We start from the raw sequence: 20,922 nt of genomic DNA on the forward strand, positions 1-20,922 counted from the left end.
AGACCCTCTGGTGCCGCCCCGGCGGGCGGCGCTCCCTGATAGTATACGGTTTCGGCCCCGCGGTTTCGAGGCGTCAGCCGGCCGTCGCCCTGGCCAGGGCGAAGCAGCGGTCCCGCGCCGCGCCGATCCGGCCGGCGATGCCGTCGAGCGCGTCCGCGTCGCGGTCCAGGTCGGTCCGGCGGGCGGCGAGCATCCGGGCCATCTCGGTGGGCGCCGGGCCGCCCCGGACGGTGCGGGCGCGGATATTGGCGGCCGGGTCCAGCGCCGCCGCCACCGCCGCCTCCGGTATGCGCAAGGGCCTGCCGAGCAGCGCCGCCGCCGCGCGGTCCAGGTCGGCACTGCGGATCCGGTCGGCGCTCAGCCCCGCCTCCAGTGCCTCCCGTACCACCTGCGCCACGATGTTGTGCGCCATGCGGAAGGACAGGCCGCTCTCGCGCACGATGACGTCGGCGAGTTCCGTCGCCGTGCCGAAGCCCTCGGCCGCCGCCTGGGCCATGCGCCCGGGGTGCAGGGTGAGGCCGGCGAAGACCTCCTCCATCAGGGCGAGGATCCGGCGCGTGCGCGTGGCGGCGTCCAGCACCGGCTCGTTCACCGCCGTCACGGCATCGTTCACGTCGGCGAAGGCGGTGTTCTTGGTGCAGCCGAGCGCGGCCGCGAGCGCGCCCTGCACCATCCCCGCGGCGGCACGGATGTGCTCCAGCGCCGCCGGGTTCTTCTTCTGCGGCATGATGGAGGAGACGGCGCAGTGCCGGTCCGCCAGCTCGAGGAAGCCGTATTCCCAGGTGGACCAGGCCATAAGGTCGGTCGAGAGGCGCGACAGGAAGGTCGCCAGCACGGCCAGCGCCGCGGCGGCCTCCAGCGCGTCGTCGCGCGAACTGACGGCGTCGTAGGCGATCTCGAGCGGCGCGGCGAAGCCGAGCAGCTCCGCGGCGAGGTCGCGGTCGAGTGGGAAGGCCGTGGTGGTCAGCGCCCCGGCGCCGAGGGGACAGAGATCGGCGCGTGCCAGGGCGCCCGAGAGCCGGGCCCGGTCGCGCGCCAGGACATCCGCGGCCGAGAGCAGCCAATAGCCGAAGGTGACGGGCTGGGCGTGCTGGGCATGGGTGTAGCCGGGCATGACCGTGTCGGCATGGGTCTCGGCCAGCCGCAGCAGCGTGCCGCGCAGCGCGAGCAGGACGCGCTGCACCTCGATGAGATGCGCGCGCAGTGCCATGCGCCAGGTGGTGGCGTTCAGGTCGTTGCGGCTGCGCCCGGTATGCAGCCGCCCGCCGGTATCGGGGCCGAGCGCCTGGATGATCCGCCGCTCGACATAGGAGTAGAGGTCCTCCGAGCGATGGTCGACGGGCACGCTCTCCGGCCCCTCCGCGGCCATCTCCAGCACCTCGCGCAGGCAGGCGGCAATGGCGTCGCGGGCGACGATCCCCTGGCGTTCCAGCATCAGGCCATGGGCGCAATGCGCCCACATCTCGTGGTCGAAGACCTGCGCCTGGGCGCGGGCGACGGCGGGCCGGTAGTAGCTCTCGACCAGCAGGGCGGAGGGTGGTTCCTTCACCCGCTCGCGCAGGTTCGCGGCCTCGGCCATGTCCTCCTCCCTGTCTTGGCGGCCCGCTGGCTGGGCCGTGGGTCAGCGCAGCAGCGCCTCGAAGCCGGCCGCGACCGCGTCACCGTCCGGCGCCGGCCCGCGCGCCAGCGCGGCATGGTGCATGCTGGACCAGGCGGCGTCGTCCGTCAGCAGGCGGATCGCGGCCTCGGCGAAGGCGGCGGCATCGCGCGCCACCAAGCCGGTCTCGCCATCCACCACCCGCTCGGCGACCGAGCCGCTGTCGGTGACGATGCAGGGCAGCCCGGCCGACTGTGCCTCGGCGAGGGAGAGGCAGTAGGTCTCGTTCGGGTCGCCGGGATAGAGCATGGCCCGCGCGCCGCGATAGGCCCGGGCGAGGGCGAAGCGGTCGGTCGGCGGCAGCAGCCGGACGCCGGCGGAGGAGAGCGCGCCGGCGCGCGCCATCACCGGCGCGGCCCGCGCGGCGAGGCGCGGGTCGCCGCCATAGGTCGCGGCGCCGGTGTAGCAGTGCAGTTCCGCGCCGGGCACGGCCGGGAGGATCCGCCGCTCCCAGAGGTCGAGCAGCCAGTCGAGCCCGCGCAGTGGGTTGGAGGCGAAGACGGCGACCGGCGGCGGGGGCGGCTGCACCGCCCCGGCGGGCGCGGCATCGAAGGGCGGCGCGACGGGCAGCGGCAATTGCGCGCGGCCGGCGAAGGGCATCCAGCGTGGCAGCGTGCCGTCGTGGTAGCGGCCGAGCGTCACGGCGATGGGGCGCAGCCGCAGGATCGGCCAGAGATAGCGGGGCTTGCGGAGGTAGCGGCAGGGGTTGAACAGCCACAGCACGCGGCGGGACCCGCGCCCGCGCGGCGGGGGCAGGGCGGCGAAGAGGTGCGGCACGCGCGAGGCGATGACGAGGTCCGCCGGCGCGCCCGTGCCGGCGCCGATCGGCCGCCAGTCGATTCCCGCCTGGCGCTCCGGCGGCTCCTCGCCCATCAGCGCTTCCACCGTGTGGCCGCGGCGGGCGAAGGCCTCGGCGAGGACGGCGAAGGCGGCCTCCGTCCCGCCGACCGGCCGGCTGCGCAGGGTGTCGGTCGTCACGCGCGCGCCTTGCAGTGCCATGGCGATGCGCATCAGCCGGTTCTCCCGCCGAAGGACGGCCGGCCGCGGCGGCGCCGCGCCTGCCCCGCCCGCACCGATGGCCCTGTCGCATCCCCGCCCATGCGGCCCCCGCTGCTCCGTGAGGTCGTGCCGACGGGCGCAGCAGACCGCCGCGGCGCGGGCCTGTCCACCGGCGGGCCGCTGCCGCCCCGGCTTGTGATGGCGGGGGTGGCGGCGCCGCCGGCGGCAGGCCGTCTTCGCGCGCGCCGCGGGCGGTGGCAGGCTGGCGGCAGGGATGGGAACGGGACCAGCGCCATGCGCATCGAACGCGTCGAGGCCATCGCCATCGAGATCCCGCTGCCGCGGCGCTTCGCCGGCAGCGTCTATGCCATGACCACGCGCTGCGCCGTCATCACGCGCATCCGCACCAGCGATGGCCTGGCGAGCGAGGTCTACAACGGCGACAACCGCGAGCACGGGCCGGAGATCGTCCGCATCATCACCGAGGAAATCGCGCCGCAGATCCTGGGCGAGGATGCCGTCGCCTATGAACGCCTCTGGGACCGGGCGCACGCCATCACCATCCCGAACCGCGACCGCAAGCTGGCGATGGAGGCGATCGCCTGCGTCGATACCGCGGTCTGGGACCTGCTGGGCAAGCGGGCGGGGCTCTCGGTGCGGCAACTCCTCGGCGGCTACCGGAGCGAACTGCCGATCATCTCCATCGGCGGCTACTACGCCGAAGGGAAGACGCTGCTCGACCTGGCCAGGGAGATGGAGCAGTTGCGCGCCTGGGGGATGGGCGGCTGCAAGGTGAAGGTCGGCGGCCTGGCGCCGGAGCAGGATGCGGAGCGGGTGCGCGCCGCGCTGGACGGCGCCGGCGAGGGCTTCCTGATCGCCGTGGATGCCAATCGCGGCTGGTGCACGGCGGATGCCATCCGCTTCGCGCGGCTGATCGAGGACCTGCCCATCGCCTGGTTCGAGGAGCCCTGCCACTGGTATGACGAGGCGCGCGGCATGGCGGAGGTGCGCCGCGCGACGCGCATCCCGGTCAATGCCGGGCAGAGCGAGTACACGGCGCGCGGCGTGCGGCGGCTGCTGGACGCCGGCGCGGTGGACATCGTGAACTTCGATGCCTCCGAGGCCGGCGGCATCACGGAGTGGCGCCGCGCGGCGGCGGCCTGCGCGCTGGTGGATGTGCGCATGGCGCATCACGAGGAGCCGCAGATCGCCGCCCATATGCTGGCCGGCATCCCGCACGGCATCTGCGTGGAGTGCTTCGCCGATCCGGCGCGCGACCCGCTCTGGCCGCATCTGCTGCCGGAGGCGCCGCGGCCGAAGGACGGCATGCTGGCCGTCCCCGACCGTCCCGGCTTCGGCATCGTCCTCGACGAGGACGCGGTGAAGAAGTTCACGATCGCGTCCGCCGCGGCGTAAGACTCAGGCCGGTCCAGGGGTCGCTTGACCCCTGGTGGGGGAGTTTGAGGGGGCAAGGCCCCCTCATTCTTATTCGTAGACCAGCGATAGCGTCTCCGCGACCAGCGCCGGCCGCTCGCTGCCCTCGACCTCCACGGTCGCCTCCATGGTCAGCCGTGCGCCACCCTCGATCTTCTCGACGTTCTTCAGCGTGAGGTGCCCGCGCACGCGCGACCCCGCCGGCACCGGCGCGGTGAAGCGCACCTTGTTCGAGCCGTAATTCACCCCGCGGCTGCGCTTCTTCACGCGCCAGATGCCGGCATTCAGCTTCGGCAGCAGGGAGAGCGTGAGGTAGCCATGGGCGATGGTCTTGCCGCCGGGCATCTCCTTCTTCGCGCGCTCCACATCCACGTGGATCCACTGGTGGTCGCCGGTCGCCTCGGCGAACTGGTCGATCATCCTCTGGTCCACGACCAGCCAGTCGCTGCTGCCGAGCTTCTTGCCGATATGGTTCGGCAGGTCGGCGATGGACTCCACTTCCAGCATCGTTCCCTCCGCGCGTGCTTGGCCGGAATTCCTGCCATGGCCCGGCGGGCTTGGCCAGACGGGCGCGCCGGGGGATCATCGCGGGATGATCGCCTTCCAGCCCGCCCCCGGCCGCCTGCCGCCCGGCCAGCGCGTCTATGCCATCGGCGATGTCCATGGCTGCGACGACAGGCTTGCCAGGCTGCATGCCATGATCGCCGAGGACCTCGCGGCGCGGCCGGCGGAGGCGCCGCTGCTGCTGCATGTCGGCGATTTCGTCGATCGCGGCCCGGACAGCGCCGGGGTGGTGCAGCGGCTCGCCGGCGGGTCGCCGCTGCCGGGCCTGCCCATGGTGAACCTGATGGGCAACCACGAGCGCACCATGCTGGACGCGCTGGCGGGCGAGCGCGCCGCCATCACGGACTGGCGCATCAGCGGCGGGCGGGAGGCGCTGGCAAGCTGGGGGCTGGATGCCGATGCCGACCCGGCCGGCTGGATCGAGGGCATCCCGGGCGCGCATCTCGATTTCCTGAACCGGCTCGACCTGCATCACCGCCTCGGCGGCTACCTCTTCGTCCATGCCGGGCTGCGGCCGGGTATCCCGCTGGAGGACCAGGCGGAGGACGACCTGCTGCGCATCCGCGGCAGCTTCCTCAACTCCGATGCCGAGTTCGGCGCGGTGGTGGTGCATGGCCATTCGCCGAGCCGCGGGCCGGTGGTGAAGCGCAACCGCATCGGCATCGACACCGGCGCGGTCTTCGGGCGGGAGCTGACCTGCCTGGTGCTGGAGGCGGACCGGCTGGCCTTCCTCTCGGCCTGAGCCCTACCCTGCCGTCGCCGCCGGCCGGGAGAGCCGGCCCGGAGGAGGACGCCCATGCTGCACCGACGCGCCGCCCTGACGCTTGCCGGGGGGACCGCCCTTGCCGCCGCCCTGCCGCCGCCGGCCCGCGCCGCCCACCTGGCGCGGGCCGAGCCGGCCGAGGTCGGGCTGCTGCCCGACCGGCTCGCCCGCATCCCGGCCTGGCTCTCGGCCGAGGTGCAGGCGAACCGCATCCCCGGCGCCGTCGTCGCCATCGGCCGCAAGGGCAGGCTGGCCTATCTGGAGAGCATCGGCTTCCGCGACCGGGAGGCGAATGCCGCCATGACGCCGGACGCCGTCTTCCGGCTGGCCTCCATGACCAAGCCCATCGTCTCGCTCGGCCTGATGATGCTGGCGGAGGAGGGGCGGGTGCAGCTCGAATACCCCATCTCCCGCTACCTCCCGGAATTCGCGGAGCAGCGGGTGGGCCCGAACGGGGAGAAGCCGCAGCGGCCGACGACCGTGCAGGACCTGCTGCGCCACACCTCGGGCCTCACCTACGGGCTCGGCGACGACCCGGTGGCGCGGGCCTATGCGGATGCGAAGCTGCGGGAGAAGGGGATCACCGGGCCGGAGTTCATCCGGCGGCTGGCCGGCCTGCCGCTCGCCTCCCATCCCGGCAGCACCTGGGCCTACAGCTACTCGACCGACGTCGTCGGGCGGATCGTGGAGGTGGTGAGCGGCGAGGACCTGAACGCTTATGTGACGCGGCGCATCACCGGGCCGCTCGGCATGGCGGACACCGCCTTCTTCCTCGGCGAGCGCGCCCGCGGTCGGGTGGCGGAGGCGATGGCCGACTCGCAGACCGGCCGCAAGCCGGCCATGCCGGACCCGGCGGTGCGGGCCAGCTTCTTCTCGGGCGGCGGCGGCATGTCCGGGACGGCGCTCGATTATGCGCGCTTCTGCCAGATGTTGCTGGACATGGGCCATACGGAGGAGACGCGGCTGGCGACGCGGCACACCGTCGCGCTCATGCGTGCCAACCACCTGCCGCCGGGCATCGGCTACAGCGCCGATACGCCCGGCCGCTTCGGCGCGCTGGCGCCGACGCCGGCGATGGGCCAGGGCTTCGGGCTCGGCTTCTGCGTGCGGACGGAGGCGGGGCGGAACCCGCTGCCGGGGAGCGTCGGCGACCACTACTGGGGCGGCGCCTACGGCACCTTCTTCTGGGTGGACCCGGCCGAGGAGATGTACGTGGTCTTCATGATGCAGGCGCCGGAGCAGCGGCTTCAGACCCGCTACGTGCTGCGGCAACTCGTCTATCAGTCGCTCGCCTGAGCGGGCGTCACCGGGCCGCCCGGCCGCGGGGGCCGGGCGATCCGGGCAGGACGGCGCTCAGCGCCGGCCCGTCGGGTTCATGTAGACCACCTGGGAGTCCTCGCCCCCGCCCATCAGCCAGGCCTCGCGCCCCGGGCCGCTCGGCGCCGGCGTGCTGAAGGTGAAGGCCGGGTTGCCGCCGGTATTGCCGGCGAAGATGCCGACGCGGCCCGTCTGCTCGAAGCTGCCGCCACCGCCGGCGCCGCGGGCGCTGTAGGTGATGGTCATGTCGTCGGCACCGCCGCTGAGGCTGGCGCCGCCGCCGCCGATGACGTTGCCGCCGCGCGGGGCGAGGCTGCCGCCGTCCATCGGGGCCTGGGCCAGGGCGGGCATGGCCATCAGCGTGCCCAGGATGGCGAGGGATGCGAAGGCGTTCCTGCGTGTCATGTCGTCCTCCATCGCGGCGGGAGTGCCGCGGCTTGGGGAGCGGTCTCAAATGCGCCGTTCTCCAATGAGGATCGGTATACGATTCGGCCTGTCGCAATTCTGTGCCGCGGCGCACGATCTGATACCGGCGGCAGAAGTCTTCATCTGCCGCCCGGTATTGCGCGCAGGGTTGGTGTGGCGGCTGCGCGCCAAACAGCAAGCCATGCGGGCCAGCGTTCATGCTGGCACGCATGGGGCGCGCGCTCAGCCCGCCCGCGTCTTCCGCGTCTGGCTCCAGCCGATCCAGAGGCCGGCCGACACGATGACGGCGGCGCCGATCCAGATGCCGGCATCCGGCCAGTCGCCGAAGACCAGCCAGCCCACGGCGACCGAGCCGAGAAGCTGGAAATACTGGAAGGGCGAGATGATGTTGGCCGGCGCGAGGCCGAGCGCCTTCGCCACGCACCAATGCCCGACCGCGCCCAGCACGCCCATGCCGCAGAAGAGCGCGAGGTCGAACAGGCCCTGCGGCGTGATCCAGCTGAAGGGCAGCACCAGCAGCATGCCGAAGGCGCCGATGACGGAACTGAAGATCGCCGAGGTCTCGGGGCTGTCGAGGCCCGCCACGCGCCGCGTCAGGATCTGGTAGATCGCGTAGCAGGTCGCGCTGCCGACGACGAGGAGCGAGGCCCAGTGGAACAGCGCCGTCCCGGGCCGGATGACGATGAGCACGCCGAGGAAGCCGAGGCCGAGCGCCGCGATGCGGCCGGGCGTCGTCCGCTCCCCCAGCATCGGCCAGGCCAGCAGCGCGACGATCAGCGGCGCGGTCAGGCTGATCGCCGCCGCCTTGGCGATCGGGATGAAGGTGATGGCGAAGAAGTGGCAGAGGTTGGAGGTGAAGAGCATGCAGGAGCGCAGCACCTGCGTGCCCGGCCGCCGCGTCCTCAGCACGCCCAGGCCGTAGCGTGGCAGGAAGACCGCGAGCAGGAAGAGGATATGCCCGAAGGCCCGGGCCCAGGAGACCTGCAGGCTGGAATAATCCGCGCCGAGGATCTTCGCGAAGCTGCTCATCACGGGAAAGAGCAGGCCGGCGAGGCACATGAAGGCGATGCCGAGCAGGACGCGCTGGGCGGGGCCGGCCGCGGGCCTGGGCTGATCGGTCACGCGCGCTGCTGCCCGGCTATTGCATGGCTGGACAGGATGGAATGCGACGCTTTTCCTGGCAACGGCGCGGCGGCGACCTATATAAGACCCGTGCCGGCAGGGGCCTCGCGCCCCGAAGGAAGCCTGGACGGCCTTTGGGTGGCCGGTGGGCTTGCATCCGGCAGCCCCTCTGGCCCGTTCCATGGCGTGGCCTCCGGCGCGGATCGTCGCTGTCGCCCGGGCACTGAGCCCGGCGCTCCGCCTTTGCCCCGCCCGCCATGGCCGGATCGTTTTCAGGCTGGTCCCGCCCGCGCTGCCGCGCGGCCGGGCCGCGGAGAGTTTCGGTTTTGGATACACCTTTCGACGTTGCCTATGAACCGGCGGAGACGCCGGAGGCCGATCTGCGGCACGGCGTCTCGCCGGCCGAGGCGGCCATCCTCGCCTCGGGACTCGAGGTCGAGGCGCGGGAGATGCCCGCCCTGATCCGCCGCGTGGAGCGGCGGATGCCGGCCGATGCGGAGTCCGTCCGCGCCGCGCTCTGCGAGGTGCGGCGGCGCGGCTGGATCTCGCGGTTGAACGACCTTGCCAACCGCGCCGGCCGGGTCTGGGTGCGCCGCGCCGACAACGAGACCGCGGCGGGGACGATCCGCGACATCCTCCCGGCGGACGAGGCCCTGCTGGCCGCGCTGGACGCGACGCTCGCCAACCGCTTCCGCGCGCTCGGCCCGACGCCCGAGGCCGCGCTGGAGGCTGTCGTGGCCGAGCTGACCGAGGCGGGCCAGGGAAACCTCTCGGCCGACCGCCATGCCCAGCTCGCCCGCGAGGTCGCCGCCGCCTTCGGCCTCGCCGGCGATGCCTCGCTGCCCTTCCTCGAGGAGGTCGGCAGCCGCGAATCCCGCCGCCGGCGGGAGGTGCGGGAGGCCGAGACGGCCGCGCGCGCCAAGCGCCGGGAGGAGGTCGCGCGCCTCCGCGCCTGGGAGAAGAGCCTCGTCGAGTTCCGCGAGGTGCCCGGCCTGCTCGGCGTCGGGGAGCGGGAGGCGCTGCGCTGGATCGCCGCCGGCCTGATCCCGGTCGCCCGCCGCATCCCGCAGCGGGGCGGGCGGGAGCGCTGGGAATTCGATCCCGCCGAACTCGCACCGTTGCGCGCCGTGGTGCCGCAATGGCGCGAGGCCGACAAGACGGCGCTCGAGGCCCGCAAGCGCGGCCCCGCGGCGCCGGCGCTGAAGCTCGGCAAGGGCGCGGTCGCCGCCATCGCCCGGGTCGCGGCGCTCGACCGCTATGCCGGCCATTTCGCCACGGCGCGGGCGCTGAACCGGCGCATCACGCTGGTCACCGGCCCGACCAATTCCGGCAAGAGCCACACCGCGCTCGATGCCCTCGCCAAGGCCGAGAACGGCATGGCGCTGGCCCCGCTGCGGCTGCTGGCGCACGAGTTCCGCGATGCCCTGGCGAGCCGCGGCGTCCCCGCCTCCCTCTCGACCGGCGAGGAGCGGATCCCGGTGCCCGGCGCGCGGCACCTGGCCGCCACCGTCGAGATGTGCCCCTTCCACCTGCCGGTGGACGTGGCCGTGGTGGACGAGGCGCAGATGCTGGCCGACCGCGACCGCGGCGCCGCCTGGACCGCGGCCATCATGGGCACGCCGGCGCGCGACGTCTACGTGCTGGGCGCGCCGGAGAGCGCGACGCAGGTCAAGCGCATCGCCGCGCTCTGCGGCGACCCGGTCGAGGAGGTCAGCCTCAAGCGCAAGAGCCCGCTGGTCGCAGCCAAGGCGCCGGTGGGCATGGGCGACCTGAAGACCGGCGACGCACTGGTCGCCTTCTCCCGCCGCGACGTGCTCGACCTCCGCGCCGAGCTGGTCCGCCGCGGCAAGCGCGTGGCGGTGGTCTATGGCGCGCTGAGCCCCGAGGTGCGGCGCGCCGAGGCCGCCCGCTTCCGCGAGGGCGAGGCCGATATCCTGGTGGCGACGGATGCCATCGGCATGGGCCTGAACCTGCCGATCCGCCGCGTCGTCTTCTCGACCCTGCGCAAGTTCGACGGCGAGGAGCGCCGCGAGCTGAACACGCAGGAGGTCAAGCAGATCGGCGGCCGCGCCGGCCGCTTCGGCCGCTTCGAGGAAGGCGTCGTCGCGGTGCTGGCCGGCGGCGGCAGCCCGGAGTTCGTCCGCATGATGCTCGACGCGCCGCCGGCGCCGCCGGAGGATCCGCGGCCGCTGGTGCAGCCCGATGCCGACATCATCGCCAATGTGGCGCAGGAGATCGGCTCGGACAGCCTGTTCGGCGTGCTGGCGCGCATCAAGCGCGCGGTGCTGCGGCCGGACGACCCGAACTACCGGCTCGCCGACCTGACCCAGGCCATGGCGGTGGCGAGCGCGATCGACGGCGTCGCCGGGCTCGACCTGCTGCAGCGCTGGACCTATGCGCTCTGCCCGGTGGATGAGCGGGACAACGGCGTCGCGCGCCTCGCCCGCTGGGCCATCGAGCATGGCGCCGGCCGTGGCGTGCAGCCGCCCAATGCCGGACGGCTGCCGGCGCCCGAGAAGGCCAGCCGCGACGAGCTGGAGCGGGCGGAGAAGACGCACAAGCGCCTGGTCGCCTGGCGCTGGCTCTCGCTGCGCTTCCCGCAGGCCTATGTCGCGCGGGAGGAGGCGATGGCCGAGACCGAGCGGCTGGACCGCTGGATCGAGGACGTCCTTCGCCAGCAGCGCCGCGCCAAGCTGGTCGCGTGATCCACACCCTCCCCCGCTGCGGCGGAGGAGGGCCGGGGTGGGGGGCTGCCTCCACCCGAAGCACATTCGCCGGGGCGTCGCGCCCCACCGCACCCCCACCCCAACCCTCCCCCGCCAAGGCGGGGGAGGGGGAGTATTCCAATGCCTTTCCCTTCGCTGCCCGCCCCGCTCCTCGCCGCCCTGACCGAACGCGGCTATGCCGAGCCCACCCCCGTCCAGGCGGCCGTGCTGCAGCCGGACACCATCGGCCGTGACCTGCTCGTCTCCGCGCAGACCGGCTCCGGCAAGACCGTCGCCTTCGGCCTCGCCATGGCCGCCGAACTGCTCGGCGAGGAGGAGCGCCTGCCGCCGCCCGGCGCGCCGCTGGCGCTGGCCGTCGCGCCGACGCGTGAGCTCGCCCTGCAGGTGCAGGCGGAGCTGACCTGGCTCTATGCCAAGGCCGGTGGCCGCGTGGTCTCCGGCGTCGGCGGCACCGACCCGGTCGCCGAGCGCCGGGCCCTGTCGCGCGGCGCCCATATCGTCGTCGGCACGCCCGGGCGCCTGCGCGACCACCTCGAGCGCGGCAACCTCGACCCCTCCTCGATCCGCGCCGTCGTGCTCGACGAGGCGGACGAGATGCTCGACATGGGCTTCCGCGAGGAGCTCGAGGCCATCCTCGAGACCACGCCCGCGGAGCGCCGCACGCTGATGTTCTCGGCGACCGTGCCCAAGGGCATCGCGCAGCTCGCCAAGCAGTACCAGCGCGACGCGCTGCGCATCTCGGCCGGCGACGAGGGCTCGCAGCACGGCGACATCGACTACCGCGCCCTGCTGATCGCCCCGCACGAGACGGAGCGCGCGGTGGTCAATGCGCTGCGCTTCTTCGAGGCGCGGGCCTCGCTGGTCTTCTGCCGCACGCGGGCCACCGTCACCCGGCTGCACGGCAACCTCGCCGAGCGCGGCTTCGCCGCCGTGGCCCTCTCGGGCGAGCTGTCCCAGGCCGAGCGCAACCGCGCGCTCCAGGGCCTGCGCGACGGGCGTGCCCGGGTCTGCGTGGCGACCGATGTCGCGGCGCGCGGCATCGACCTGCCCGATCTCGGCCTGGTCATCCATGCCGAGCTGCCGAACGATCCGGAGACGCTGCTGCACCGCTCCGGCCGCACCGGCCGCGCCGGGCGCAAGGGCACCAGCGTGCTGCTGGTGCCGCACAACCGCCGCCGCAGCGCGGAGCGGCTGCTGGCCGAGGCTCGGGTGAAGGCCGAATGGGGCCCGGCGCCCTCGGCCGAGGCGATCCGCGGCCAGGACGATACCCGCATCCTGGCCCAGGCCATGGAGACGACGCAGGAGGAGCCGGCCGACGGCGACCTCGAGCTGGCGAAGAAGCTGCTGGCCGAGCGCAGCGCCGAGGCGGTCGCCGCCGCCCTGGTGCAGGCGCTGCGCGCGCCGCTGCCGGCGCCGGAGGAGCTCTCGGCCGTCAACGACCGCGGCCCCGCCACGCCGCGGGTGCCGCGCGAGCCGGGCCAGGAGGGCGTCTGGTTCCGGATGAATCTCGGCCGGGCCAATGGCAATGCCGACCCGCGCTGGGTGCTGCCCTTCCTCTGCCGCCGCGGTCATGTGACGCGGCAGGAGATCGGCCGCATCCGCGTCATGGACCGCGAGACGCAGTTCGAGGTCGCGCCCTGGGCCGCCCAGCGCTTCGCCGCCGCGGCGCAGCGCCCGGGGGAGGGGGAGGACGCGCATGTCCTGATCGTCCCGATGCAGGGCGGCGAGGGGGCGCGCCGTCCGCCGGCGCGCGGCCCGCGACCGCAGCACCATGCGGGCGAGGAGCGCAAGCGCCGCGTGGCGCGGTAGCGCCGCGCCCGGCCGGAGCATCCATTCGCCGGTCGTGCGGCGTGAGGATGCGTCCGGCCACGCGTTCCCACCTTGCGGCGGCCTGCCCTGATCCGCTCCCGCGCCGCGGCGGTCGCCCTATTCCATCTCGCGCAGGAAGCCGCGCAGCGCCTCCGCCCAGACGCGGGCATAGCCGGTGGTGCCGTGGCCCTGGGTCTGCTCGCTGGCCGGGATCAGCAGCAGGCGGCTGTTCGGGATGCGCGCCATGGCCGCCTGCATCAGCCCCGTCTCGGGCGGGTTGCGCTCGTCATCGGCCGCGTTGATGGCCAGCACGCGCGCCCTGATCCGCTCCAGCAGCGGCGCCGGGTTGTAGTCGCGCGAGGAGTCCCATTGCCAGATGAAGTCGTTGGCATCCGCCGGCGCATTCGCGGCGAGCCGCTGGTCCACCAGCCGGTCCGCGGCCTCCCGCGTCGGCGCCGCGGCCTGGGTGGCCAGCGTCCCGCCGCTGGTCGCGGTGGCGTAGAAGACGCTGGCGATCCGCAGCGAGGGCGGCTGCTGCGTGTAGTGGCCGTCGGCATAGGCCGGGTCGCGGCGGATCGTCTCCACCAGCAGCCGGCGCAGCATCCAGTTGCGGCTGGCCATCTCGGTCGGCTGCGCCGCCATGGGCACGACGGCATCCATCATCTCCGGCCAGGTCACCGCCCAGAGCCAGGCATGCATCCCGCCCATGGAATTGCCGAGCACGAGGTGCAGGTGCCGGAGGCCGAGGCCCTCCGTCACCAACCGATGCTGCGCCTGCACCATGTCGGCATAGGTGTAGCGCGGGAAGCCGGCGCCCAGCCCGTCCGAGGGCTTGGCGGAGCGGCCGGCGCCGAGCGCATCGGGGATGATGACGTAGTAGCGCGTCGCATCCAGCGGCTGGCCGGGCCCGAACAGCTCCCCGGCGAAGGCCGGCGTCAGCAGGCCGCGGGCGGAGCCGCCGGTGCCGTGCAGCACCAGCACCGGCTTGCCCGTCGGCTCGCCGATGGTGACGTAGCCGAGGCGGAGCTCCGGCAGGGTCTCGCCGGTCCGGAAGCGGAAGTCGCGGGCGGTCCAGCTTCCCTCCCGCGGCGCGGGATAGTCGGCCGCGAGGGCCGGCGCGGCGACGACGGCCAGGCCGAGCAGGAGCAGGGCGCGCCGCAGCAGGCCCGGTGCAGTCATGGCGGTATCCTCCCCGATGCCGGAGGAGGCTAGCCGGAGCCCGCATGGCTGGGCCAGTCGTCCGGATGGGCCTAGCCTTCGATCCATGCGCCTGTTCTTCTCGTCCGGCTCGCCCTTCGCCCGCGCGGTGCGCGTCGCCCTGCGCGAGACCGGCCTGCTGCCGCGGGTGGAGGAGGTGGAGACGACCCTCCGCGACCCGCGCTCCAGCCTGCTGCCGCACAACCCGGTCGGCCGCGTGCCGACCCTGGTGCTGGCGGACGGCACCGCGCTGACCGAGACGGCGCTGATCCTGCCCTTCCTCGACACGCTCGGCGGCGCCTGCCGGCTGCTGCCGCCGGGCGACCTGCGGGCGCTCGCCGATCTCGGCCGGGTGCTCGGGACGATGGACGGCATGGCGGTCTGGAACCGCGAATTGCGCCGGCCGGCGGCGGAGCGCTCTCCTGGCGTCATCGCGTTGGAGGCGGTGCGCACCAACCGCGCCGCCGATGCGCTGGAGGCGGAGGCCGCTTCCGGCGGCTGGGCCCTGGACGAGCCGCCGGATGCGCCGCGCATCGCCCTCGGCTGCCTGCTGGGCTATGCCGAGCGCCGCCACCGCGCCTGGACCTGGCGCGAGGGACGGCCGGCGCTGTCGGCCTGGTTCGATGCGATCGCCGCGAGGCCCAGCTTCGCCGCCACCATCCCGCCCGTCAGCGGCATTTGACATCGCCCCTGGCGCCGCCAGACTTGCCGCCGAGCAGGGGAGGTCCCGGGATGTCCATGCAGCCGCGCGAGCGCGTTCCCTATTCCGCCATCGTCGACCGCCCGCCGCTGAAGCTGCCCGGCGGCGCCCGCGTCGCGGTCTGGACCATCGTGAACCTCGAGGTCTGGGACATCGGCAAGCCCATGGCCCGCCAGGTCCTGCCCGCGCCGACCGGCCAGGTGCTGCTGCCGGACGTGCCGAACTGGTCCTGGCACGAATACGGCATGCGCGTCGGCGTCTGGCGCTTCTTCAAGCTGTATGAGCGGCTCGGCATCGCCCCCACCCTCTCGATCAATGCCCGCGTCGTCGAGGATTACGAGCGCGTCGCCGCGCAGGCGCGCGATGCCGGCTGGGAGTTCATGGGCCATTCCTGGGAGCAGGGGCCGATCCACCGGGAGGAGGACCAGCGCGGCATGATCCACCGCTCGCTCGACCGGCTGGAGAAGTTCACCGGCACGCGGCCGGTCGGCTGGCTCGGCCCGGGCCTGACCCAGACCTACGAGACGCCCGAACTGCTGGCCGAGGCCGGCGTGCAGTATATCGGCGACTGGGTCTATGACGACGAGCCGACCACCATCGCCACCGCCAAGGGCCCGCTGGTCACGCTGCCCTATACGGTGGAGCTGAACGACATCCCCATGATGATCGTCCAGCACCACGAGAGCGACTACCTGCTGAAGCGCGCCATCGACCAGTTCGACCGGCTCTATGAGGAGGGGGCGGAGCGGGCGAAGATCATGTCGCTCGCCATCCACCCCTACATCTCCGGCCAGCCGCACCGCATCAAGTACCTCGAGCGGTTCTACGACCACGTCGCCTCCAAGCCCGGCGTGCTGCACTGGAACGGGCCGCAACTGCTCGACTGGTATCGCGGGGAGACGGCGCGGCTGGGACTCTGAACCTCAGAAGGCCATCCAGCCGCCATCGACCATCAGGTTCTCCCCGGTGACGTACTGGGCATCGTCGGAGGCGAGGAAGAGCGCGGCGCCGGCCACGTCCTCCGGCCGGCCGAGCCGCGGCCAGGGCGTGCGGGCATGGGAGTATTCGATCCAGCGCGGCTCCACCGCGCGGCCGGTCTTGCCGGTCAGGATCTTCCCCGGCGCGACCGCATTGCAGAGGATGCCCTGCGCCGCGTAGTCCACGGCGACCTGCCGCGTCAGGTAGGCGACGCCGGCCTTCGAGGTGCCGTAGGCGATGTCCTCCGGCGACGCGACCATGCCGTGCTGGGAGGAGATGTTGACGATCCGCCCGCGCACATCGGGCGGCGCGCTGGCCGGCGGATCCTGCGTCACCATGTGCCGCACCGCGGCGCGGGTCATCAGGAAGACGCCGGTCAGGTTCACCGCCAGCACGCGGTCCCACTCCTCCCGGCTGCAGTCCAGCAGCGGCTTGCCGAGGCCGATTGCCGCGTCGTTGACCAGGATGTCGAGCCGGCCATGGCGCGCGAGGGCCGCGGCGACGGCGGCCTCGCAATCCGTCTCCCGCGACACGTCGGCCGCGACATGGCTGACCGGCAGGCCTTCGGCCGCCAGCCATTCGTGGGTGGGCGTGCCGCCTTCCCGCACGGCGGTGGTGACATCGGCGATGACCACCGTCGCGCCCTCCCGTGCGAAGCGCGCGGCGATCGCGCGCCCGATGCCCGAGGCGCCGCCCGTGACCAGCGCCACGCGCCCCTGCAGCCTGCCGCTCATCGTGCCCTCCCGCGCAGCATGCGCCGCTCCAGCCGCGCCACCAGATGGGCGAAGGGCCAGAGCAGCAGGAAATACAGCGCCGCCGCCGCCATCAGCGGGGTCGGGTTGTAGGTCTGCTCCTGCGCGACGCGCGCGCTGCGCAGCAGCTCGGGCAAGGAGACCATGGCGGCGACCGAGGTGCCCTTGACCAGTTCCAGGCTGTTCGAGGCGAGCGGCGCCAGCACGCCGCGCAGCGCCTGCGGCAGTACGACCAGCAGCATGGCCTTGAGCGGCGGCAGGCCGAGCGCCGCCGCGGCCTCCCGCTGGCCATGCGGCACGCTAGCGAGGCCGGCGCGGAAGATCTCGCCGTAATAGCCGCTGTTGTTCAGCACCAGCGCCAGCACCGCGGCGGCGAAGGTCGGCAGCGTCAGGCCGAGGAAGGGCAGGGCATAGGTGATGAGGATCAGCAGCACCAGCAGCGGGAAGGCGCGGAACAGGTCGATCCAGCAGAGCAGCGCGATGCGCAGCGCCCGGCCGCCGAGGGCGCAGCCGATCCCGATGGCGAGGCCGGCGGCGAGGCCGAGCGGCAGCGCCACCAGGGAGAGTTCCGCCGTCACCAGCAGCCCCTGCGCCAGCAGCGGCCACACCTTCACGAGCGACGGCCAGTCCGCGAAATTCTCGACCAGGTCTTGCCACATCATCGCGGCGTCACCCGCGTCGCCTCCAGCCAGCGGCTGGCAACGACCAGCGGCAGGAAGAGCACGAGGTAGAGCGCCGCGGCCAGGGTGAGCGGGGAGGGGTTGGCGGCGATCGCCATGGCGCTCTGCGCCCGGCCCAGCAGTTCCGGCAGGGAGACGGCGGTGCCGAGCGCGGTGCCCTTGGTGATGGCGATGGCGCGGTTGGTCAGCAGCGGGATGGCAAGCCGCACGGCCTGCGGCAGGATCACCAGGAAGAAGGTGCCGCGGAAACGGAAGCCGAGCGCCCTGGCGGCATCCCATTGCCCCGGCGGCAGCGCCTGGATGGAACTCCGGAAGATCTCGGCGGCGAAGGCCGAGAGCACGGCGCCGAGCGCCCCGACCGTCGCCCAGAAGGGCGAGAGGGTGATGTCCGCATAGGGCAGGCCGAAATAGAGCACGATGATGACCGCGAGCTGCGGCAAGGTGCGGAAGACCTCGATCCACACCACGACCGCCTGGCGCAGCACCGGCACGCGGGCCGCCAGCACCACGGCCATCAGCAGGCCGAGGGTAATGCCGAGCACGACGGTCGCCACCGCGGTGGCCAGGGTCACCCAGAGCCCCGCGACGATGCCGGGGCCGTAGGTCGCGAGGACCCCGAGATTCAGGTAGTGCTCGGCGAGGCGGTCCATGCCGCGCGCGTCACTCGCAGCCCAGCTTGTGGCTGTCCTCCTCGAAGCCCGGCAGGCCGGGCGGGCCGTAGCCGGCATAGATCTGCGTCATGGAGGAGCCGGCATCCGGCGGGCTGCCGTACCACTTCTCGTGCAGCTTCGCGAGGGTGCCGTCCTGCTTCAGGCACTCGATGACGCGGTCCACCTTGTTGCGGTAGTCCCGGCTCTCCGGCCGGAAGGCGATGCCGAAATTGCGGCCGGTATAGTCCTTGAAGGCCACCGTGATCTGCCGGTTCTGGCTGGCGGCATAGACCGTGGTCGGGATCTCGTTGATGGCGGCGAAGGCGCGGCGGGTCAGCACGGCCTGCACGCTGTCGGGGAAGGTGTCGTAGCGCTGCACCTCGAAGCCGTATTTCTCGGCATTCGCCGTCGCCCAGGTATCGCTGATGGTGCCGCGGTTCACCGCGATCATCTTGCCCTTGAGGTCCTCGAGCTTTGCGAGGGAATCGCTGCGGCGGGTGATGAAGCCATTGCCGGTGGCGAAGAAGGGCTCGGTGTAGAGCATCCGCTGCGCCCGCTCCTCCGTGATGTTGAGCGGGTTGGCGGTGAACTCGAAGCGCTTGGCGAACAACGCGGCGAAGAGGCCGGAGAAGTTGACGTCGACGATCTCGACGCCCGGGCGGCCGAGGCGCTTCGCGATCTCGGTCATAAGGTCCACGCCGAAGCCTTCCGGCCCGCCGGCGCCGCGCACCATCCAGGGCGCCACGCCGAAATCGGAGCCGACGACGAGCGGCTTGCCGGCGGGATGGTCCGCCTCCTGCGCCCCGGCCATCAGCGGAAGGAGGAGGGCGGCAGCCAGCAGCAGGCGTCTCGGCACGGGCAGTCTCCGGAATGACTCGGCGCGCAGGGTCCGGAGGTCGGGGCGCGCCGTCAAGCCGGGGCGGCCGGGCCTTTCAGGCCAGGATGTCGGCCGGTGCCTCGGCACGCAGCCGGTCGCCCAGTTCCGTGCCCAGGCGCGCGGCATCCGCCGGCGCGCCCTCCACCCGGTGCCGCAGCAGGAAGGAGCCGTCGGCACGGGCGACCAGCCCCGTCAGCTCCAGCCTGCCGTCCGGCCGCAGCCGGGCATGGCCGCCGATCGGCGTGCGGCAGGAGCCGTCAAGGGCGCCCAGCAAGGCCCGCTCGGCGGTCGAGACCGCGCGCGCCTCCGGGCACTCGATGGCGGCGAGCAGGTCGCGCAACTCCCCGTCCGCCGCCCGCACCGTCACGCCGACGATGCCCTGGCCGGCGGCCGGGACCATCACCGCCGGGTCCAGCACGATCCCGGCCTCGATCTCCAGCCCCAGCCGGCGCAGGCCGGCGAGTGCCAGGAAGCTCGCGGCGAAGTCGCCGTTGCGCACGCGCGACAGCCGCGTCTGGACATTGCCGCGGATGATCTCGCAGCGCAGGTCCGGCCGCAGGTGCAGGATCTGCGACTGCCGCCGGACGGAGGCGGTGCCGACCAGCGCGCCGCGCGGGATGCAGGCCAGCGGGTCGGCCGGGTCCGGCGGGTCGCAGACGGGCCCGAGCACGATGGCGTCCCGCGCATCCTCGCGCGGCAGGGTGCAGGCGAGGACGATGCCGGGGGGAAGCTCGGTCTCGAGGTCCTTCAGGCTGTGCACGGCGAAGTCGATCTCGCCGTCCAGCAGCGCCTCGTGGATCTCCTTGGCGAAGAGGCCCTTGCCGCCGATATCGGCGAGCCGCCGGTCCTGGATGCGGTCGCCGGCCGTGCTGATGACATGCTCGGCGAAGGCGTCCTCTCCCTTCATCACCGGGCAGAAGCCGCCGATGATCGAGAGGAAATGCCGCGTCTGCCAGAGCGCGAGCGGCGAGCCGCGCGTGCCGACGCGGAGCGGCAGGGACCGGCCCCGGCCATGCCGCGTGGCGGCGGGAGCATCGAGGGAGGCGAGGCGGCTCATTGGGCGGACTCCGGGGGGCTCAGGCGCGCGCCAGGCCGAAGAGGTGGGCGAGGTCCTTGAAGAAGATGCGGACATGCGCCATCGGGTCGCGCCGCGTCAGCTTCTTGTTCATGTAGCTCTCCCAGGTCAGGCGCTGCACATCCTTGTCCTGGCAGATGGAGACGAACTTCTCCCGCCGCTTCTCGGAGGAGTACCAGAAATACTGCATGATCCCGAGGATCCAGAAGACCCGGCCGTGCTCCTTCATGAAGCGCTTGCGGGCGAGGCCGAGGGCGCGGGCATCGCCGGTGGCGAGGCAGGCCTCGACCGCCTCGGCCGCGAACTGGCCGCCGACCATAGCGTAGTAGATCCCCTCGCCCGAGGCCGGCGCGACCACGCCGGCGGCATCGCCGGCCAGCACCACGTCGCGGCCATTGTCCCAGCGCTTCGCTGGCTTCATCGGAATCGGCGCGCCCTCGTGCCGGATCAGCCTTTGGCCGTCGAGGCCCGTGCTCTTCCGCAACTCGGCGATCGAGCCGCGCAGCGAGAAGCCCTTATGCGCGGAGCCGGTGCCGATGCTGGTCACCGGGCCATGCGGGAAGATCCAGGAATAGAAATCGGGCGAGTGCCTGCCCTGGTAGAAAACGTCGCAGCGGCGCGCATCGAAGCGGCCGGTCCGGTCGGGCGGCGATTCGATGATCTCGTGATAGGCGAAGACGCAGGGAACCTTGGCCGCGACCGGCACCTCCTGCTTCGCCACCTTCGACTTCGCGCCGTCGGCGCCGATGACGGTGCGGGCGCGCAGCCGCATCTCCCCGCCCGCCCTGGTCGCGTAGACGACGACAGCGGTGCCGTCCGCGTCGCGCTCGATCCGCTCGAAGGTCCCGATGTGGCGCTCGGCGCCTGCCTCGGCGGCACGAACCCGGAGAAACTCGTCGAAATGCTCGCGGTCCACCATGCCGACATAGCCATTGCCCTCGATCGGCATGTCCACCTCCCGCGCCGAGGGGGCGATCATGCGGGCCGCATTGATGCGGGCGACGATCAGGTGATCGGGGATGGCGAAGTCGCGGATCAGGCGCGGCGGGATGGCGCCGCCGCAGGGCTTGATGCGGCCGGCCTTGTCGAGCAGCGCGACATGCCGGCCGGCCCGGGCCAGGTGCTCCGCCGCGGTGGCGCCGGAGGGGCCGCCGCCTACCACCACGACATCGAAGGTCTCGGTCGTCATCGTCGGT

At 73.0% G+C, this 20,922-nt stretch carries 19 protein-coding genes; 7 read left to right on the plus strand and 12 right to left on the minus strand.

The features are described from left to right. Positions 1-73 precede the first annotated feature (73 nt). Positions 74-1,579: an argininosuccinate lyase gene (gene argH, locus Q7A36_RS03670; RefSeq protein WP_305102302.1), complete on the minus strand. Its 1,506-nt coding sequence runs from the start codon at positions 1,577-1,579 to the stop codon at positions 74-76. Between the two features lie 42 nt (positions 1,580-1,621). After that, positions 1,622-2,668 carry a glycosyltransferase gene (locus Q7A36_RS03675; protein WP_305102303.1) on the minus strand — a complete coding sequence of 349 codons (1,047 nt, stop codon included), beginning with the start codon at positions 2,666-2,668 and terminating at the stop codon, positions 1,622-1,624. A gap of 282 nt (positions 2,669-2,950) precedes the next feature. On the opposite strand from Q7A36_RS03675, the gene Q7A36_RS03680 reads away from it, so the two are divergent. Next, positions 2,951-4,072, plus strand: a complete 1,122-nt coding sequence (locus Q7A36_RS03680) for a mandelate racemase/muconate lactonizing enzyme family protein (RefSeq protein WP_305102304.1) — start codon at positions 2,951-2,953, stop codon at positions 4,070-4,072. A 69-nt stretch (positions 4,073-4,141) separates the two neighbouring features. Here the strand turns inward: Q7A36_RS03680 and Q7A36_RS03685 are convergent, their stop codons facing one another. After that, positions 4,142-4,597: a MaoC family dehydratase gene (locus Q7A36_RS03685; RefSeq protein WP_305102305.1), complete on the minus strand. Its 456-nt coding sequence runs from the start codon at positions 4,595-4,597 to the stop codon at positions 4,142-4,144. 85 nt (positions 4,598-4,682) lie between these two features. Here Q7A36_RS03685 and Q7A36_RS03690 point away from each other — a divergent pair, with 85 nt between their 5' ends. Beyond that, the gene (locus tag Q7A36_RS03690; RefSeq protein WP_305102306.1) at positions 4,683-5,396 is read left to right on the plus strand and encodes a metallophosphoesterase family protein; all 714 of its coding nucleotides are present in this window, start codon (positions 4,683-4,685) and stop codon (positions 5,394-5,396) included. Between the two features lie 54 nt (positions 5,397-5,450). Continuing rightward, entirely contained in the window at positions 5,451-6,713 is a 1,263-nt protein-coding gene (locus Q7A36_RS03695; protein ID WP_305102307.1) for a serine hydrolase domain-containing protein, read from the plus strand. Between the two features lie 57 nt (positions 6,714-6,770). Here the strand turns inward: Q7A36_RS03695 and Q7A36_RS03700 are convergent, their stop codons facing one another. Both Q7A36_RS03700 and Q7A36_RS03705 read right to left on the minus strand, forming a co-directional pair. Further along, positions 6,771-7,139 (minus strand): hypothetical protein, encoded by a 369-nt coding sequence (locus Q7A36_RS03700; protein ID WP_305102308.1) that lies wholly within the window; start codon positions 7,137-7,139, stop codon positions 6,771-6,773. A gap of 243 nt (positions 7,140-7,382) precedes the next feature. Beyond that, positions 7,383-8,282 carry a DMT family transporter gene (locus Q7A36_RS03705; protein WP_305102309.1) on the minus strand — a complete coding sequence of 300 codons (900 nt, stop codon included), beginning with the start codon at positions 8,280-8,282 and terminating at the stop codon, positions 7,383-7,385. A gap of 257 nt (positions 8,283-8,539) precedes the next feature. Between Q7A36_RS03705 and Q7A36_RS03710 the strand changes: the two genes are divergently transcribed. Beyond that, a complete protein-coding gene (locus Q7A36_RS03710; protein ID WP_370655628.1) occupies positions 8,540-10,987 on the plus strand; it encodes a helicase-related protein in 2,448 nt (815 codons plus the stop codon). Positions 10,988-11,128: 141 nt separating this feature from the next. Continuing rightward, positions 11,129-12,817: a DEAD/DEAH box helicase gene (locus Q7A36_RS03715; protein WP_305102310.1), complete on the plus strand. Its 1,689-nt coding sequence runs from the start codon at positions 11,129-11,131 to the stop codon at positions 12,815-12,817. A gap of 117 nt (positions 12,818-12,934) precedes the next feature. On the opposite strand, the gene Q7A36_RS03720 is transcribed toward Q7A36_RS03715, so the two are convergent. Then, a complete protein-coding gene (locus Q7A36_RS03720) occupies positions 12,935-13,996 on the minus strand; it encodes an alpha/beta fold hydrolase (RefSeq protein WP_305102311.1) in 1,062 nt (353 codons plus the stop codon). 85 nt (positions 13,997-14,081) lie between these two features. Here Q7A36_RS03720 and Q7A36_RS03725 point away from each other — a divergent pair, with 85 nt between their 5' ends. Together Q7A36_RS03725 and Q7A36_RS03730 are read left to right on the plus strand one after the other, a co-directional pair. Beyond that, positions 14,082-14,696, plus strand: coding sequence for a glutathione S-transferase family protein (locus Q7A36_RS03725; RefSeq protein ID WP_305102312.1), 615 nt, complete (start codon positions 14,082-14,084; stop codon positions 14,694-14,696). A 50-nt stretch (positions 14,697-14,746) separates the two neighbouring features. Beyond that, a complete protein-coding gene (locus Q7A36_RS03730) occupies positions 14,747-15,634 on the plus strand; it encodes a polysaccharide deacetylase family protein (protein WP_305102313.1) in 888 nt (295 codons plus the stop codon). A 3-nt stretch (positions 15,635-15,637) separates the two neighbouring features. On the opposite strand, the gene Q7A36_RS03735 is transcribed toward Q7A36_RS03730, so the two are convergent. The 6 genes from Q7A36_RS03735 to Q7A36_RS03760 form a co-directional block, all read right to left on the minus strand. Beyond that, on the minus strand, positions 15,638-16,426 hold the full coding sequence (locus Q7A36_RS03735; RefSeq protein WP_305102314.1) for an SDR family NAD(P)-dependent oxidoreductase: 789 nt from the start codon (positions 16,424-16,426) through the stop codon (positions 15,638-15,640). Continuing rightward, the gene (locus Q7A36_RS03740) at positions 16,423-17,106 is read right to left on the minus strand and encodes an amino acid ABC transporter permease (protein WP_305102315.1); all 684 of its coding nucleotides are present in this window, start codon (positions 17,104-17,106) and stop codon (positions 16,423-16,425) included. Before Q7A36_RS03740 ends, Q7A36_RS03735 begins: the two co-directional genes overlap by 4 nt. Continuing rightward, positions 17,103-17,774: an amino acid ABC transporter permease gene (locus Q7A36_RS03745; protein WP_305102316.1), complete on the minus strand. Its 672-nt coding sequence runs from the start codon at positions 17,772-17,774 to the stop codon at positions 17,103-17,105. The genes Q7A36_RS03740 and Q7A36_RS03745 overlap by 4 nt, the downstream gene beginning before the upstream one ends. Positions 17,775-17,784: 10 nt before the next feature. Further along, positions 17,785-18,630: an ABC transporter substrate-binding protein gene (locus tag Q7A36_RS03750; RefSeq protein WP_305102317.1), complete on the minus strand. Its 846-nt coding sequence runs from the start codon at positions 18,628-18,630 to the stop codon at positions 17,785-17,787. 76 nt (positions 18,631-18,706) lie between these two features. After that, entirely contained in the window at positions 18,707-19,708 is a 1,002-nt protein-coding gene (gene hemC / locus Q7A36_RS03755; protein WP_305102318.1) for a hydroxymethylbilane synthase, read from the minus strand. Between the two features lie 19 nt (positions 19,709-19,727). Further along, a complete protein-coding gene (locus tag Q7A36_RS03760; RefSeq protein WP_305102319.1) occupies positions 19,728-20,915 on the minus strand; it encodes a geranylgeranyl diphosphate reductase in 1,188 nt (395 codons plus the stop codon). Positions 20,916-20,922: the final 7 nt, after the last annotated feature.

This window comes from Paracraurococcus lichenis (genome assembly GCF_030657435.1).
In the GTDB taxonomy this organism is placed as follows: Bacteria; Pseudomonadota; Alphaproteobacteria; order Acetobacterales; family Acetobacteraceae; genus Paracraurococcus; species Paracraurococcus lichenis.